At 64.8% G+C, this 16,810-nt stretch carries 14 protein-coding genes; 7 read left to right on the plus strand and 7 right to left on the minus strand.

Features of this window, described 5'->3' with window-relative positions; genetic code table 11:
• The first annotated feature begins 12 nt into the window (after positions 1-12).
• Together R2834_02585 and R2834_02590 are read left to right on the plus strand one after the other, a co-directional pair.
• Positions 13-279, plus strand: a complete 267-nt coding sequence (locus R2834_02585; GenBank protein MEZ4699191.1) for an antibiotic biosynthesis monooxygenase family protein — start codon at positions 13-15, stop codon at positions 277-279.
• A gap of 168 nt (positions 280-447) precedes the next feature.
• Positions 448-996, plus strand: coding sequence for a DUF2911 domain-containing protein (locus tag R2834_02590; GenBank protein ID MEZ4699192.1), 549 nt, complete (start codon positions 448-450; stop codon positions 994-996).
• Positions 997-1,132: 136 nt separating this feature from the next.
• Here R2834_02590 and R2834_02595 read toward each other — a convergent pair whose 3' ends face one another.
• Complete coding sequence (locus R2834_02595) at positions 1,133-2,740, minus strand: choline dehydrogenase (GenBank protein ID MEZ4699193.1); 1,608 nt, start codon at positions 2,738-2,740, stop codon at positions 1,133-1,135.
• A 196-nt stretch (positions 2,741-2,936) separates the two neighbouring features.
• On the opposite strand from R2834_02595, the gene R2834_02600 reads away from it, so the two are divergent.
• Positions 2,937-3,503 (plus strand): hypothetical protein, encoded by a 567-nt coding sequence (locus R2834_02600; protein ID MEZ4699194.1) that lies wholly within the window; start codon positions 2,937-2,939, stop codon positions 3,501-3,503.
• A 95-nt stretch (positions 3,504-3,598) separates the two neighbouring features.
• Here R2834_02600 and R2834_02605 read toward each other — a convergent pair whose 3' ends face one another.
• Positions 3,599-4,210: a hypothetical protein gene (locus R2834_02605; protein MEZ4699195.1), complete on the minus strand. Its 612-nt coding sequence runs from the start codon at positions 4,208-4,210 to the stop codon at positions 3,599-3,601.
• A gap of 246 nt (positions 4,211-4,456) precedes the next feature.
• Positions 4,457-5,557, minus strand: coding sequence for an alkaline phosphatase (locus R2834_02610; protein MEZ4699196.1), 1,101 nt, complete (start codon positions 5,555-5,557; stop codon positions 4,457-4,459).
• 193 nt (positions 5,558-5,750) lie between these two features.
• Here R2834_02610 and R2834_02615 point away from each other — a divergent pair, with 193 nt between their 5' ends.
• On the plus strand, positions 5,751-6,914 hold the full coding sequence (locus R2834_02615; GenBank protein MEZ4699197.1) for a lactonase family protein: 1,164 nt from the start codon (positions 5,751-5,753) through the stop codon (positions 6,912-6,914).
• A gap of 11 nt (positions 6,915-6,925) precedes the next feature.
• Here the strand turns inward: R2834_02615 and R2834_02620 are convergent, their stop codons facing one another.
• Positions 6,926-7,591 carry a DUF2461 domain-containing protein gene (locus tag R2834_02620; GenBank protein ID MEZ4699198.1) on the minus strand — a complete coding sequence of 222 codons (666 nt, stop codon included), beginning with the start codon at positions 7,589-7,591 and terminating at the stop codon, positions 6,926-6,928.
• Between the two features lie 153 nt (positions 7,592-7,744).
• Here R2834_02620 and R2834_02625 point away from each other — a divergent pair, with 153 nt between their 5' ends.
• Together R2834_02625 and R2834_02630 are read left to right on the plus strand one after the other, a co-directional pair.
• Complete coding sequence (locus tag R2834_02625) at positions 7,745-8,089, plus strand: PadR family transcriptional regulator (GenBank protein ID MEZ4699199.1); 345 nt, start codon at positions 7,745-7,747, stop codon at positions 8,087-8,089.
• Positions 8,090-8,113: 24 nt separating this feature from the next.
• On the plus strand, positions 8,114-10,813 hold the full coding sequence (locus R2834_02630) for an ABC transporter permease (protein ID MEZ4699200.1): 2,700 nt from the start codon (positions 8,114-8,116) through the stop codon (positions 10,811-10,813).
• A gap of 101 nt (positions 10,814-10,914) precedes the next feature.
• Here R2834_02630 and R2834_02635 read toward each other — a convergent pair whose 3' ends face one another.
• The 3 genes from R2834_02635 to R2834_02645 form a co-directional block, all read right to left on the minus strand.
• Entirely contained in the window at positions 10,915-14,052 is a 3,138-nt protein-coding gene (locus R2834_02635) for an efflux RND transporter permease subunit (protein ID MEZ4699201.1), read from the minus strand.
• 48 nt (positions 14,053-14,100) lie between these two features.
• Complete coding sequence (locus tag R2834_02640; GenBank protein ID MEZ4699202.1) at positions 14,101-15,546, minus strand: efflux RND transporter periplasmic adaptor subunit; 1,446 nt, start codon at positions 15,544-15,546, stop codon at positions 14,101-14,103.
• A 125-nt stretch (positions 15,547-15,671) separates the two neighbouring features.
• Positions 15,672-15,884 (minus strand): hypothetical protein, encoded by a 213-nt coding sequence (locus R2834_02645; protein MEZ4699203.1) that lies wholly within the window; start codon positions 15,882-15,884, stop codon positions 15,672-15,674.
• Positions 15,885-16,137: 253 nt separating this feature from the next.
• On the opposite strand from R2834_02645, the gene R2834_02650 reads away from it, so the two are divergent.
• The gene (locus R2834_02650) at positions 16,138-16,722 is read left to right on the plus strand and encodes a fasciclin domain-containing protein (protein MEZ4699204.1); all 585 of its coding nucleotides are present in this window, start codon (positions 16,138-16,140) and stop codon (positions 16,720-16,722) included.
• Positions 16,723-16,810: the final 88 nt, after the last annotated feature.

The following is a 16,810-nucleotide window of genomic DNA, read 5'->3' on the forward strand; positions in this document are numbered from 1 at the left end:
ACGGGCCGTTTCATGATCATCGTTTCCGGCAAGCTCTACATCCAGACCGGGCAGCGGGATGCCTTCGTCACCCGATCCACGGCCGCCGTCGTCGCCGCCCGCCAGACGCCCGGATGCCGCGACTTTGCCGTGTCGCCCGATCCGGTCGATCCCGACCGCGTGAACATCTTCGAGGAATGGGAATCGATGGAAGCGCTCGAGGCCTTTCGAGGGTCGGGTCCGGACGACCCGCTGTTCGCGCTCATCGTCCGCGCAGACATCGCGGAACGCGAGCTGTAGACGCCGGCGGGCAAGGCGACGAATTGTAAAGTCGAACCCCGCTGCTGGAACCTGAAACCGCTTTTTTCGTGCTTGCCCCTCGTACGATCCCACATGACTCGCCGTTCGCGCAATCGTTGTGCGTCGCGATCTTCCACGCGTACCTTATCCTATACCTTCATAGCAACCATGCGAAAGACGTTTTTTAATAGCCTTACCGGCCTCCTTGCGCTCGTCCTCATCGTGCTCGCCGCCCAGCCGGCCAACGCACAGCGCGACAACAGCAAACCCCGCCCGAGCCCGAACGCGTCCGTGTCGCAAACCATTGGCACAACCGTCATCAACGTCGAATACGGCCGTCCCGGCGTCAAGGGACGCCAGATCTTCGGCGGTCTCGAGGCATACGGCAAGGTCTGGCGCGCCGGCGCGAACGAGCCCACCACCCTGACGTTCGAGAACGACATCATGGTCGAAGGCCAGCACCTCGTGGCCGGCACCTATAACCTCTTTTTCCGCCTTGCCGAGAACGGCGAATGGGGCGCCATCTTCGCCAAGCCCGTCCGCTGGGGCACGATGTACGACGAGGCCAACAAGGTGCTCGAAGTGAAGGTGAAAGCCGAAACCATCCCGAACCAGGAATGGCTGAGCTACACGTTCGAAAACGTGAGCGAAAAATCAGCGACCCTGGTTATGAAGTGGGAAACGAAGATGGTGGGGATCAACATCGGCACGATGTGATTCGATCGTAAATCGTACATCGCAAAAGGCAAATTGGGTGCTCGCGGCCAGGTCGCGTCACCCAATTTGCTTTTTAGGCTACTGCACGCTGCCGCAAAGACCTTTCATTTTGCGATATACATTTTGCGATTTACACTCAAACAACCCTTCCCGCTTTCATGATCGCCGCCCCCTTTTCGCCGATCATGATGGACGGCGCCTGGGTGTTGCCGCTGATGAGGGTGGGCATGATCGAGGCATCGATCACCCGGAGCGCCTCGACGCCGCGGACGCGGAGCTGGGTGTCCACCACCGCCATGTCGTCGCTTCCCATCTTGCACGAGCCGACCGGGTGGTAGTCGGTCTTCGACCATTTCCGGATGTAGGCCTTGATCTCCTCGTCGCTCTGCGTCGATGGCCCGGGGAGGTATTCGCGCTTGATCAGCGGCCGGAAGGCCTCCGACGCCAGCAGCCGGCGCCCCCATTTGAATCCCTCGATGGAGATCTTCCAGTCGTACGGATCGTCCAGGAAGTTCGGGTCGATCGCCGGCGCGTCGAGCGGGTTCGTCGAGCGGAGCGTCACCGAGCCGATGCTCTTCGGCCGCAGGTTGCAGGTGTTGATCGTCACGCCGTGCCCCTTGATCCGCATCCGCCCGTGGTCAACGACATACGCCGGCAGGCAGTGGATCTGGATGTCGGGCGAGCGGACGTCCTCGCTGCTCTTGAGGAAGATGCCGGCCTCGGCCACGCAGGCCGTCACCGGACCCGTCTTGTACAGCAGGTACTGGATGCCGTGCCGGACGGCCCGGTCCCACCGATCCTCTCCGTTATAACTCACCGGCTGGCTCGCTTCCGCCGCGATGTAGACATCCATGTGGTCCTGGAAGTTTTTCCCGACACCGGGCAGGTCGTGCGCCACATCGATGCCCAGCCGCCGCAGTTCGTCCGCCGGCCCGATGCCGGAGAGCAGCAGCAGCTTCGGGGAATTGACGGCGCCGCCGCTGAGGACCACCTCCGCGTTCGCGCGAAGCGTCACCCGGTTTTTGCGCGCCTGGAGGTACTCGACCCCCACGGCCCGGCCGTTTTCGACCAGCACCTTCGACGCCCAGGCATCGGTGATCACGGTGAGGTTCTTTCGATGCCTCACGCTGTGGATGTAGGCCGTCGCGGCGCTTTCGCGGCGCACGTTGCGCTGCGTGACCTGGTAATAGCTGACCCCTTCCTGCTGAGCGCCGTTGTGGTCGGGCGTATAGGGGATGCCGATCTCCTGCGCGGCCCGCACGAAGGCGCGGGTGAGCAGGTTAGACTGAATCTGGTCCGCCACGTTGACCGGCCCGCCGACGCCATGGTATTCGTTGACGAATCGCTCGTTGTTTTCGGACCGTTTGAAGTAGGGCAGCACGTCGTCGTATCCCCATCCTTCGTTGCCGAGATCCCGCCATTCGTCGTAATCGAGGCGGTGACCGCGGATGTAGATCATGGCGTTGATCGACGTGCTTCCGCCCAGGGTGCGCCCCTGCGGGTAATGCATCTCGCGGTTGTCGACATGCTGCTGCGGGACGGTTGAGAACCCCCAGTTCACCTTTTGCCCGACGAGCTTGGTGAACCCGGCCGGCATATGGATCAGCGGCGACCGGTCCGGAGGTCCCGCTTCGAGCAGCGCCACCTTGACGTGGGGGTCTTCACTGAGACGATGCGCGACGGCGCAGCCGGCGGCGCCGGCGCCGACCACGATATAGTCGAACGCGGCATTCGGGGTAGCCATAGAGGGTGCGGGGTTGGTGGGTGTTCGCGCATGAACTTACGAGATCGCCGTCTCTTCTTAAATCGGTCGCGCGTTTTTTTGCCGCCGGAGTCGCTGTAGGATGTCGCCCGGCATCCATTCCCGTCGCGTCCTCGCCGCCGCGACAGGTCGATCTGCGTACGTTGTAGCGCGAATTTGTCCATATGCGGAGGTCACGATGGCACGTCTATCACCGCTTTACCTGCTTCTTTTCCTCGGGCTGGCGCCGGCGCTGCGCGCGCAGACGGTCTACGAACTGCGCGCCGGCGAGCGCGTCCGCGTCACCCTGGCGACGCCGGTGGAGGTGCAACTGGCGTGGACCCCGCGCACGCCGTTCACGGGGGACTTTGAGCGCTTCCACGACGACGTCCTGTCCATTGCCCGGCGCGGCGCCTCGCTCCGCATACCGGCGCAGGCGATCCTGCAACTCGACGTAAGCCGGGGCACGCAGCGCAACACCTGGCGCGGCGCGGCGCTGGGGGCGGCGGCCGGCATGCTCGGCGTCGGTATCGCGGCCTATTCGCGCAGCGAGGGCTGCGACGAACACGCGTTCTGCGTGTTCGACCGGGGTTATCCCGCCGCACTGGGGATCACGTTCGGCATGGTCGCCGGCGGCGCGGTGGGTGTGGTCGTCGGCTCGTTCGTCCGCACACCGAAATGGGTATCCGTCGAGGTCCCCGTCGCGAACGGCGTTTTCAAGCCGCAGGCGAGCGCGGGCATCGGCGTGCGCATCCGGCTCGACTGACCGGGTCCGGTCCATCCCCCAAAAAAAGAAGAGGCCCGCCGGAGCGAGCCTCTTGATGCGCCTCGAGCGGCGCCCTTCGTACGATGCCGGGGGGATCAGTTCGGCGGGGCCGTTCTGATCATGGTCGGCGGTTCCACGGTGACGGACGGCGTTCCGAAATGCCGCGCAATGGCCGCGTCGGTGACGCGCCGCACGAGATCGTTCGACTCCCACGGGGCCGATTTGGCATAGGGAGTATGGTATGCGATCAGCCGCATCGCCGCATCATCCCCTTCCGCATACAGGGCCGCAAGCGCCATGACGCGGAACTCTTCCTTGCCGTCGAACCGGTAGATGTTGTACAGCTCGGTAGCGTTCCGGCTGAAATCCGCTTTGTCGGGATAATACGTAGCCAGAAACACGATCATCCGCATGCCATCTTCCTTCTCCGCGTCGGTGCCGACGAGTTTGGTATCGATGGCGGCGGCGAGGTCCTTCCACCATTGTTCGCTCATGCCGCTCAGGTTGTACATGCTCAGCATGTCGACCTTCATGTTCTTGGCCGCGAACTCCGTCCGAATGATGTCGTCGGGCGGCGGGGGTGGATAGGAACCGGTTTGGGCGAGCACGGGGAGCGCAAATGCGCTAAAAAGAGCCGCGAGCAACAGATGCGGAATCAATCGATTCGCTGCAGGCAGGCCTCGTTTCGCCTGGGGTGTAGTTGACATGGCTTCCTCCGTTTAAGATGACCAGACGCCGGGGCGGTGTACTCCCGTCACAACCTGAACCGGGCCACCGCGATCGGTCTAACAGGATGCTGTCCGTAGATTAGTCACCCGGCTCTGCCACTGCCGTGAGGAACCCTGCGCTAGATGATGCCCGTGCAGGCAACATGCAGCCTGTAAGATACAGCCGATAAAGCCATTCATGAAGTGTCGCGCCGGCGTGTAGGTCACGCGCCGACGGGTGTCAGGTCACCACCCGGTCGCCGCGATGATCTTGTGGAAGATGTCGCTGTTCTCGTAGATGCCCGAAAAGGCATCCGATCCGGGGCCGTACGCGAATACCGGAATCAGCGTACCCGTATGCCCGCCGGTGGAGAACGTAGCCTTCATCTCGTTGTAGCTCGCGCCCGTGGAAAGCGCCAGACCGCCCGTTTCGTGATCCGCGGTCACGATCACGAGGGTGTGGCCGTCCTGCGCCGCGAAGTCGAGCGCGGCGCCGATGGCGGTATTGAAGTCGGCCATCTCCGAGGCGAGATACGCGTAGTTGTTGCCGTGGCCGCCCCAGTCGATCTGCGACCCTTCCACCATCAGGAAAAAGCCCTCCTTGCCGCCGCGGAGGTAATCGATCGCCATGTTCGTGGCATCGAGCAGGAACGAGCCGCGGCCTTCCGACATGGGGGGCATGCCGTCGGGGGCCAGCAGGAAGCCGTATTTTTTCCCGTTGTCGAGAGGAGCCGCCGTAGCGAGCGCCGTCGAGTCCATCACAAAACCGGCATCGGACAGCGCCTGAAACACGTTCCGGCCGTCCGACCGCCGCGCGAAGAACTGGGTGCCGCCGCCGGCAAAGAAGTCGACGCCCGACTCGGGCAGCTGGGCCGCGATGTCCTCGTAGCTGCTTCGCGCCGGCACGTGGGCAAAGAAACACGCCGGCGTCGCGTGCACGATCGACGATGTCGCCACAAGGCCGGTCAGCAGTCCTTCTTTCGACACGCGCTCGACGATGGTCTCGACGCTGTTGCTATCGGCATCCACGCCGATCGCCCCGTTGTAGGTCTTGACGCCCGACGCAAACGCCGTCGCGCCGGCAGCCGAGTCGGTCACTTTCTGGACGGCCGGCTGGGTCTTGATATACCCGAACCGCTCGAACCGCTCGAATGCCGAGCGCTTCACCGTGTCGTTGTAGTATAGCGTGGAGATTTGCGCCAGCCCCATTCCGTCGCCGATCAGGAGGATGACGTTGCGCGGGGCGGTCTCCGCCGGCTTGGCGCAACCGGCCAGGAGGATGACGGATAAGCCGAGGGCGCTGAGCGCGCTCAGGCATCGAAGAGCGGGTGCGGAACGGAAGAACATCGCGATAGGAAGTTGCGGATGAAGGCCACGGCGTGCGCCGGCATCCTACGCCATACAGGTTAAGCGACGATTACGGCAGGGAGGAACGTCGCCGGGGACGTCTCCAAGATATCGTTTCCGACCGATTGACGCATCGTTTCGACGTTCGTACGTTGGAGCTTCGTCCGTTTTTCGCAAGCCGAATCGCCCTGCCATGTCCGCTTCAACCCGCCGCGCCTTCCTGCACACCCTCGCCGGCGCCGGCGCCGCCCTCGCATTCGCCCCGTCCGCCTTCGCCGCCCATGCCCGCGCCAACCGGGTATACATCGGCACCTACACGAGCAAGGCCAGCCAGGGCATCTACACGGCGCAGTTCGATCCGGCCAGCGGCGCGCTCTCCGATATCCGGCTCGCCGTCGAAAGCGCCGATCCGTCGTTTCTGGCGCTCAGCCCGAACCGTCGCACCCTGTACGCCGTCAACGAACTCGCTACCTTCGACGACGCGCCCGGCGGCGCCGTCAGTGCGTACGCGGTGGACCGACGCACCGGCGATCTGCGCTTTCTGAACCAGCAGCCAAGCCGCGGGGCGCACCCGTGCCATCTGATCACGGACCAAACGGGCCGATGGGTGCTGGTGGCCAACTACAGCGGCGGCAACCTGGCCGTCTTGCCCGTCGGCCGCGACGGCCGGCTCGCGCCGCCGGCGACGGTGGTGCAGCACAAGGGCAGCAGCGTCAATACGAGCCGTCAGGAGGGGCCGCACGCCCACTCCATCCATCTCGACGCGCGCAACCGCTTCGCCATCGCGGCGGACCTGGGCATCGACCGCGTCGTCGTCTACCGCTGGGATCCCCGGTCGGGCAACCTCTCCCCCGAACCGACCTCGTCGCTCCAGACCGCGCCCGGCGCCGGCCCGCGCCATTTCGACTTCCACCCTTCCGGGCGGTTCGCGTTTGTGATCAACGAGCTGAACTCGACGCTCAGCGCCCTCTCGTATGACCGCGCGACGGGGGCGCTGCGGGAGCTGCATACCGTCTCCACCCTGCCGGAAGGGTTCACCGGATCGAACTCCTGCGCCGACATCCACGTGGCGCCGAGCGGCCGCTTCGTGTACGGCTCGAACCGGGGCCACAACAGCATCGCCGCATTCGCATTCAACGCCGCGAACGGCCAGCTTACGGCCGTCGGCCACGCCTCGACGGAAGGCGAGACGCCGCGCAATTTCTGCATCGCCCCGGGCGGCACCCATCTCCTGGCGGCCAATCAGAACACGGACACGATCATCAGCTACACGATCGACCGACGAAGCGGGATGCTCGAACGCGTCGCCATGGCCGAGGCGCCCACCCCGGTGTGCATCCAGTTCCTCGCCGGCTGAACCGGCGACCTCTAGGCCCCGTTGAGATACCGGTCGAAGGGCGCCAGCGCCTCGAACACCCGGCCGGCGTGCTCGGCGAAGTCGTCGGCCAGCGCGACGGCGTCCGGCACCTGGTGGACGGCCAGGTAGCTCTTCATCCCGAGCAGATCGATGGCGGGATGATCCCTGGCGTACCCCCGCGGCGCCGACTTCATGCGGTCGCCGGCCATCTCCCCGAAATACGCCCGAAACGGGCCGGCGGCGAGGATCTCCCGCAGCGCGTCCGGATCCTCGTCGATACGCGTTCGGATGGCCTGCGCCCAGGGCCCCGGGGGCAGGTGCGCCCCGCCCGCCAGGATCGAAGCGCCGGGCTCCAGCCGGATGAAATAGCCCGCGCGGTCGCGCTCGTGCGCCTTGCGCCCGCCGGCGACGATGTGCGCCCCCAGATGCGTCTGATATGGGGTCTTCTCCTTCGAAAAGCGTACGTCGCGGTAGATGCGCATCAGGCTGTCCTTCGCCGTCATCCCCTCCACACCGGGATCGAAGCCGGCGATGCGGCGCGTGGTCGCCTCGACAAAGGCGGAAAACGCCTCCCAGACCGCTTCGTAACGCGATTTGTTGGCGTTGAACCAGTCGCGGTCGTTGTGGGCCGCGAGGTCGGTCAGGAAGGCAAACGTGTCGGGATGGAGTGCGCCCATATCCCAAGATAACACGCCGGCCCCGGCGCCTCAACACACCGCGCCGCCTCCGCAGCGAAGTTTTTGCCGATCGATTCCGTAACCCGGCTTGCACTATATCGTATGGCGACGTACACTACGTCCTCACACGACATAGATACCTCCATTGACGCCATGATCCCAACCGCGCTCGTCGCCGCATCCATCAAACCGTTCGTGCTCTCGATCCTCGCCGAAGGTGAGAATTACGGGTATGCCATCATCCAGCGTGTGAAAGCCCTGACCGCCGGCCAGATCGAATGGACGACCAGTACGCTCTACCCCGTGCTCCACGGGATGGAAAACAACGGGTTGCTCCAGAGCGAGTGGCGCATCTCGCCGGACGGCCCGCGCCGCAAGTACTACGCCCTCACCCCGAAGGGGCGTAGCGCGATGGAGCACGAGAAGCAGTTGTGGATGGACGTCCATGAAGCGCTCATGCAGTTGTGGAATCCGTCGCCCGGGCTCGAGCTGGCCTGACGGTTCCGGAAACACCCGACGCCGATGTCCGCATACCGATTCGACCTGGAGAACGCCCTGGCGGCCTGGCGCCGGAGCCTCACCTTCAACCCGGCCTTTTCCGCCGACGACCTCGACGAGCTGGAGCAGCACCTGCGCGATCAGGTGGCCAGCCTCGTCGACGGGGGCCTGGCCCTGGAGCCGGCCTACCGCCAGGCGCTGCGCGAGATGGGGGATCATGTAACCGCGGAGACGGAATACCGGAAGGTGTACTGGGGGAAGCGGCGCCGGCGAGGCGAACTCATCCACGAACTGACCTGGAGAGCCACCATGTTCAGAAACTACGTCAAACTCGCCTGGCGCAATGTGCTCCGCGAGAAAGGCTACGCGTTCATCAACGTGTTCGGACTGGCCGTGGGCATCGCCTTTTGCGTCCTCATCTTTCTCTTTGTCCGGGATGAACTCACCTACGACCGGTTCCACCGCCTCGGTGATCGAATCTACCGGGTGCAGGATGCCGCGATCCAGCCCGACGGCCGCATGGACGACGGCTCCATCGAGCTGCCCAGCGTGCTCGGCCCGACGCTCCAGGCGGACATCCCTGAGGTGGAGCAATTCGTTCGGATCGAGCGGCGGACCGCCTACACCCGCCCCGCCGGCGCGACGAACGATGCCGTGGACGAACCGATCCTTTTCGCCGATGCGCCGTTTTTCGAGGTCTTCAGCTTTCCCCTCGTCGCTGGCGACCCGGCCGGCGTACTCGCCGACCCGGGCAACGTCGTCATCACCGCGTCCATTGCGCGTCGGTATTTTGGCGACACGGATCCCATGGGACGCACCCTCCAAATCCGTCTGGATGAGACGTACGAGGATTTCGTGATCACGGGTGTCGCGCGCGACGTGCCGGGAAACTCTACGATCCAGTTCGGCATCGTGCTGCCGTTCGAGACGCTTGCGACCTTTAGCGAGATGTATCGGGAATTGGCCACCGACTGGCATTTCTTCTCGCCAGAGACCTACGTGTTGCTGCACGCCGGCGCCGACCGCGCGGCGGTCGAGGCGAAACTGCCCGCGTTCTACGCGACCTACCACCAGGAGGACATTGCGCGGATGAAGGCGCAGGGCCGGCTGGAGGAGGGCGTCGTCCAAACCTACCGGCTGCGCCCGATCGCCGACGTGCACCTGACGGATGCCAGCGATCCGGTCTACTCGTACATCCTGTCGAGCATCGCGCTGGCCGTCCTGTTGATCGCCTGCATCAATTTCACCACCCTCTCCATCGGGCGGTCGACGCGGCGGGCGAGGGAGATCGGGCTGCGGAAGGTGGTCGGCGCCCGGCGAGGACAGCTGATCGCCCAGTTCTGGGGCGAGGCGCTGCTGCTCAGCGTGGCGGCGCTAGTGTGCGGGCTCGCGCTGGCCGCGGCGTTTTTGCCCACGTTCAACGACCTCGCGGGGAAGACGCTCGAAATCGATCTCATCGCCAACGGGACTACCGCGGCGATGCTCGTCGGGCTGGTCCTGCTCACCGGCCTCGTCGCCGGGAGTTATCCGGCGCTCGTGCTCTCCGGCTTTCAGCCCATCGAGACCCTCACGAACCGGTTGCGCCTGAGCGGCTCCAACGGCCTGACGAAAGGGCTCGTGGCGTTGCAGTTCGCCCTGTCCATGTTTCTCATCGCGAGCACGACGATCATGGCGCGCCAGCTGGCCTACACGCGGTCGCTGGCGCTGGGATTCGACCGAGAGCAGATCGTCATTCTGCCGCTCGAAGGGCTCGATGGCGAGCAGGTGGCCGATCGGTTTCGCAACGCGCTGGCCGGCGAGCCGCGGATCGTGGGCGTGACGGCGACGGGCAACATGCTGGGACAGACGGGCACGATGGGGACGGCATTTCAGCACAAGGGCAAGCGGCACGTGCTCAACGTGTTTAAGGTCGAGCCGAATTTCGTCGACTTTCTCGGTCTGGAGCTGGTGGCCGGCCGCAATTTCGATGCGCGGCGGGGCGCCGACGCCGGCGCGTCGATCCTCGTCAACGAAGCGCTCGTCCGCGATTTCGACCTCGCCGACCCCATCGGCCAGCCGATCCCGGGCGCACCGGGCGACGATCCCGAAGGCGGCCCGCGCATCGTGGGCGTCGTGCGCGACTTTCACCATCAGTCGCTCTATAAACCCGTCGGCCCGATGGTTATGACGCTCGATCCGTCATGGGGATACCAGTACGTGCTGGTGCGCATTGCGCCGAGCGACATCCCGGAAAGCATGGCCCTGCTGCGCCGCACCTGGGAGAACGTGGCGCCGGACATCCCCTTCGCGTACCGTTTTCTCGACGACGAGATGGAGGCCCAGTATCAGGAGGATCGCCGCTGGGGCCAGATCGTCCGTTATTCCGCCTTTTTCGCCGTATTCATTGCCAGTCTGGGCCTCCTCGGCCTCGCGGCGCTCTCCGTTACGCGCCGGACCAAGGAGATCGGGATACGTAAAGTCATCGGCGCGTCGATCGCCCAGCTTGTGATGCTCCTGTCGCGCGAATTCGCCGTCCTGGTGGGAGCCGGCATCCTGCTCGCTACACCGGCCGTGTACCTCGTGATGGCGCACTGGCTGAGCGACTTCGCCTACCGCATCGAGCTGTCGTGGTGGCTTTTCGCGGTGACGGCGCTGGCGGCGCTGGGACTCGCCCTGACGCTGGTCGGGCTGCAGGCGATGCGCGCGGCGCTGGCGGATCCTGTCGAGAGTCTGCGCTACGAATAGCCGGCGAAGCGAGGCGCCCGGAAACAAGCCGGGGAGCCCAACCGCTTCGGCGGTGAGCTCCCCGGCTTGCGTGGAGGCATCTTGCAGTAAAAGCGGGGCGATCAGCCCTCCGGCTGGACCGCCGGCTGGGTGCCGGAGCTCGGACGCCAGCGGGCGACGAGCGCTCGCACCCGCGTTGCAACACGCCCGCGGACGCGGTATGCGCTGATGTAGGCGAGCGGGATGAGGATCAGGGTGATCATCGTCGACGCCGACAGGCCGCCGATGACGACGCGGGCCAGCGACGCCTGGATTTCAGCGCCGGCGCCGATGCCCATCGCCATCGGAACGAGGCCGAGCACCGTCGTGAGGGTGGTCATCAGGATAGGCCGCAGCCGCAGCCGGCCGGCCTCGGTGATGGCCTCCTCGATCGACATATCCTGCTCCCTGCGCAACAGGTTGATGTAGTCCACCAGCACGATCGCGTTGTTCACCACGATACCGATGAGCATCACCAGCCCCATGATGCTCTGCATGTTGAGCGTGTCGTTCGTGAGGATCAGCATCGGCACCACGCCCACGATGGCGATCGGCACGGAGAGCATGATGATAAGCGGATCGAGAAAGCGCTCGAACTGGCCGGCCATGACCATGTAGATCAGGACCAGCGCCATGATGATGGCCAGGAGGAAATCCTTCTCGGCCTTCTCCTGCTCTTCGTACTGGCCGCTGAACACGATGGAGAAGCCATCCGGGAACGGGAGCTGCGCGAGGTCGCTCCGGATCTGCTCGACGGCATCGCCCAGCGGGACGCCCTGTTCGAGGTTGGCCGTTACGTAGGTGACGCGCTGCCCGTTGATGCGGCTGATCGTCGTGGGCGTACGGCCTTTCTCCTGGTGCGTGAGCGCCGAGACCGGCACGATCTCGCCGGCCGGCGTGCGCACGCCGATGTCGTCCAGGTCGATCGTGGTCAGGCGGTCCTCCGGGCGAAGGCGCACGCGGATGGGGAACTCATCGCCCCGGACCCGGAACTGCCCGGCCAGGACGCCGCCGACGCTCGACTGGACGGCCAGCGCGACGTCGCGCACGGAGAGGCCGAGGTCGGCGATTTTCTCGCGGTCGAAGACCAGGTTTTCTTCCGGCTGCCCTTCACGCCGGCTGACGCGGGCGTCGCGGACGCCGGGGACCGTGGCTACGCGCTCCTGGATCGTGCGGGCGAAGGCATTGGCGGTCTCGAGGTCGTACCCACGGAGCTCGATCTGCACCGCCTCCGCGTCGTCGCTGGAGCTGAAGAGCCGGTTGAGGATCCACAGACCCGACTGGGCCCGGACGCGGATCTCGGCGCCGGGGATCAGGCCGGCGACGGCGTTACGGATCTCGTCGGCCAGTTCGAGGCTGCTCACCCGCCGCTGCGCGGCATCGACGAGCGTTATCTCCACCTGCGCGTCGCCGTTGCGCACCTCGGTCGTGAATTCCTTCACCTGATCGGGCGGCACCACGGACTTCACCACCAGCGCGAGTTCGTCGAGGTACTGACGCACGACGGCGATATTCATCCCCTCGGCCATCTCCATGTCGACGCTGATCTCGTCCGCATCGGTCTGCGGCGCCAGCTCGACCGGGATCCTGGTCCAGAAATAGCCGCTCAGGACCAGCATGATGCCCACGGCGATGAACACGAGGCCGCGGCGATGGATGGCGCGCTGGAGCAGCCGGCCGTATCCCGTTTCGACGCGCTGGAAGAAGGCCGCGATGCGCGACGGCTTCGCGTCCTTGTCCTTCTGGCCGACCTTCAGGAACCGGCTGCTCAGCATCGGTACCAGGCTCAACGCCACCATGAGCGAACACATCAGGGAAAACACGATGACGATCGCCAGCGACTGGAAGAGCGCGCCCGACGTCGTCGTCGCGAAGGCCAGCGGCAGGAAGATCACACAGGTCGTGAGCGTCGACGCGATGATGGCGCCCGTCACCTGTTTGGTCCCGTGCAGGGCCGCCCGGTGCGTCGTCTCCCCCTCCGTCTCCCTTAATCGGACGATGTTCTCCAGCACCACGATGGCGTTGTCCACCATCATCCCGATGCCCAGCGCCAGACCGCCGAAGGTCATCTGGTTGAGCGTCATGCCGCTGAAGAACAGCAGCCCGAACGTCGCGATCACCGAGATCGGAATCGAGAGCGAGATGATGAAGGTCGTCGACCCGTTGCGCAGGAAGATGAACAGGATGAAGAGCGCGAGGAAGGCCCCGTACAGCGCCGAGCTCTGCACGTTATCCATCGACTGCTGGATGAACGTGCTCTGGTCGCTGATGACGGTCAGCTGGATATCCGTACGTTCCTTGTTGATGCGTTCCAGTTCGGCCTTGACCTCTTCCGCCACGGCCACCGTGTTGGCGCCGGACTGCTTCTGGACGGCGAACCGGATCATCGGCACGTCGTCGAGTTCGACCAGGCTGAACGCGTCCTCGAAGCCGTCCTTCACTTCGCCGACGTCCTGCACGCGGATAGGCTTGCCGTTGACGACGCGTACCACGGTCCGCGCGATCTGGCCTACTTCCGTGTATTCGCCGCGGGTGCGGACGTAGAGGTCGTTGAGTCCCGACTTCAGGTTGCCCCCGGGAAGCGTGCTGTTTTCACGCGAAATGGCCTGCTGGATGTCCTGCGGAGTCAGGCCGCTGGCCTTGAGCCGCTCGCGATCCAGCTCGACGCGGATTTCGCGATAGATGCCGCCGAAGATATTGATCGAGCCCACCCCGGGAATCCGCTCGAAGCGCTGGGCGAGGTCGCGCTCGATGATGCGCGTCAGCTCTTCGAGGTGACGCGTCGATTTCGCGGCGATAATGATGATCGGGAAGCTGTTCGGATCGAACTTGAAGAGGCGCGGCGGATCCACTTCCGGGGGAAGCTGGCTGACGACGCGGTTGAGCGCGTCGCGCACGTCGTTCGAGGCTTCCGCCAGATCGACGCCGCGCGAGAACTCGAGCGTCACGCGGCTCGAACCGTCCTGCGAGCGCGACGTGACCCGTTCCATGTTCGGAACGCTCGCTACCGCATTCTCGACGCGGTCCGTGATGATCGTCTCGATCTCTTCCGGGCCGACGTTGGGATAGTTGGTGGACACCGAGATCTGCGTAAACTCGATGTTCGGCAGCAGGTCGATGGGCAGGTAGCGCAAGCCCACCATGCCCAGGGTGATGACCACCAGATAGAACATCGTCGTAGCGATGGGCCGCCTGATCGAGGTATCTGTGAGAAAACTCATGGACGTATCGGGCTAAAGGAGGGGTGTCCGGCGAGCGCGGGACGCGCCTCACGGAGAGGTTTCGAGGGAGCTGTTTTTGAAGATGCCGCCGGACTTGGCTACCTGCTGCTGTTTTTCCAGGAACTGCTCCAGCAGGTCCTCGCGCTTGAGGTTCTGGAGCGCCACGAGCCGCTTCCACGTGGTAGCGCGTGCGCGGGCCTGCGGCTTTTCACCGCGGAGCAGGTGCTGCCCCAGCGTCACGACCCAGGCATTCGGATCGATCCCGCTGATGCCCGTGATATCGTGCCCTTCCGCCACCACCTGCACGGCGTGGAACTGGAGCGGCGTAGGCTCGGATAGCGGCGCCGGCTCGTTCTCCGATTCGGGCATGATCACCTCCATTTCGACGCCGAGTGTCGTCGCGACGAATACGCCCATCACACCCGAGTTCGGGTCTTCGTACAGCGCGCTGTTGGGGACGAGGGTGGCCTGCTGGCTTTCCCCGTAGAAGACGTCCACGTTGACGAACATGCCGGGATTGAAGAGTCCGCCGGCGTTCGACACCTCGATCTCGGCCGTCGTGCTGAACGAGACATCCTCCAGAAACGGCGAGATGCGGGTGAGTTTCCACACGACGGCGGTGTCGGGCCAGTTATCGCTGGAGATCCGCACCGTCTGGCCGGTCTCGATGTAGCCGAGCATGCTCTCGGTCAGCGGGATTTCGACGCGAACCCGTTCCAGGTTGCCGATCGTGAACAATGCTTCGTTGGCCGCGGCGCGCATGCCCACCTCCGCATTGCTCAGACCCACGCGCCCGCTGATGGGCGACAAAATGTTCGTACGCGCCAGGTTCGTCTCCCGCTCTTCCACGATGGCGCGCGCCTGATCCACCTGGGCCAGCGAACGTTCGTAGCTGGCACGCGCGGCGTCGGTCTGCGCGCGCTGCGTTTCGAATTCGAGCGCGGACACCAGCTCCTTGGCCGCGAGGCTCTCGGTGCGTTCCAGCTGCAGCACCAGCTCGCGCATGCGGGCCTCCGCCTGCTTGGCGTCGGCCTCGGCGATGCGGAGCGACGCCTTCGCCTGATTGAGCTGCTCGCGGAACTGCCGCGCCTCCAGGCGCACGAGCACCTGGCCCTTCCGCACGACGTCGCCGGTGCGGACGAGCACCTCGGCGATCGGAGCCGTGAGTTCCGGGTAGATTTCGACCTGGTTGTCGGCCCGAACGGTGCCTACGAGGCGTTCTTCAAGCGGCAGCGAACCCAGCTGGGCCTGGACGACCTCGACCGCCGGCGTCACCGCCGGCCCGCCGAAGCCACCGAAACCGCCGGGCCCTCCCGGACCGCCGGGGCCAGATGGACCGGCCGCCTCGCCATCGCCGCAGCCGGCCGCTATAAGGGCCGCCAACAGCATGGCGACGAGCGCCAGCAAGGATACCATACGGGGGACCGCCGGCGTCATCCGCGTCGAAACGGCGAGCGACGCCGCACGTCGGGGCTGTACGAGCCGACGGTTCATGGAGCTTTGCATAAGGATATAGGAAGGGATAATAATCCAATCAGTGTTACGACAAGATATTCGCGCGGCTCCTGCGGGGGGTTAAGCGGACGATAAAGCCATGTTAAAGATGTAAATTTTGCGGCTCAAAGCGTCCGTCCCCCTCTTCTGCGCTCCTCGAACATGGAACGGCAGAAGTGCACCGAGGCGTCGAAATCGATGTACGCCACCTGGAGCCGCTGGGTTTTCCAGACGAGTTGATAGACGCCTTCGCCGGCGCGCGCGTTCTCGCGCCGCGGGCGCGGCAGGTTGTGGGTCTTGCACAGGTTGAGGATGTGTCGGGCTTCGGCCTGGTTCATAGCGGTGCGACGGAGAGCGTGGCTGTGGATCCGGCCCTCGTCGCGTACAAATTCAGACCCTGAACCCAGACAGGAAAATCTCGCGGCCCGGCATGGTCATCCTCCGCCGCGGCACGTGTACCCCATATGGCTGCGCGCACCGCTTCTCCCTTGCAGCCCTTTTTTTCGTTTCGCAAACTCCGCATACGCTCCGCCCGGCGTCCACGCGCCGGGACAGGAAGACGTACGCATGAAAACCACGGATCACGCAACCATGATGACTCGCATTCTCACCTTCGCCCTCACGCTCACCATTCTTATCGGCTGCAGCGACCCGGTCAGCGTTCTCGAAACCGAATCGCCGGCAACCCCCTCCGCGTCGAGCGGGGATCGGATCAAGGACGACTCCAAGCGCACCTCGAAAACCATCGCCGAAATCGTCCTCGACGTCAACGCCGAAAGCGGCGAGTTTTCCGTGCTGCTAGCCGCCCTTACGCGCGTCGACCTCGTCGCGCCGTTCCTCGAAAAAACGCCCAAAACGGTGTTTGCCCCGACCGACGCCGCCTTCCTGGCCCTCCTGGATGAGCTGGGCCTGCAGAGCCTGGACGATATCGACGACGCCACGCTCACCACGGTCCTCCTGTACCATGTGACCGGCGGTCGCTGGTTCTCCAACCGCGTCCTCCACGCCGAGTCGATCCCGACCCTCCAGGGCGGCAGCCTCCAGGTCGATGCCGAGAACGCGGCGCTCATCGACGCCAACGGGCGCTCGGCGCAGATTCTGGTCGGCGCCGGCCTCTTCGACATCACGGCCAAAAACGGCGTCATTCACGTGATCGACCGGGTCGTCCTGCCCTGAACGGCATGACGCCGCGGGCGACATCGTAGGGATGCAGGATCCCGGAATGTGCCGCAAGAACCCTGTTTTTGACAGGCGACCCGGCATC

The sequence above is a fragment of the Rhodothermales bacterium genome (assembly GCA_041391505.1).
Taxonomy (GTDB): domain Bacteria; phylum Bacteroidota; class Rhodothermia; order Rhodothermales; family JAHQVL01; genus JAWKNW01.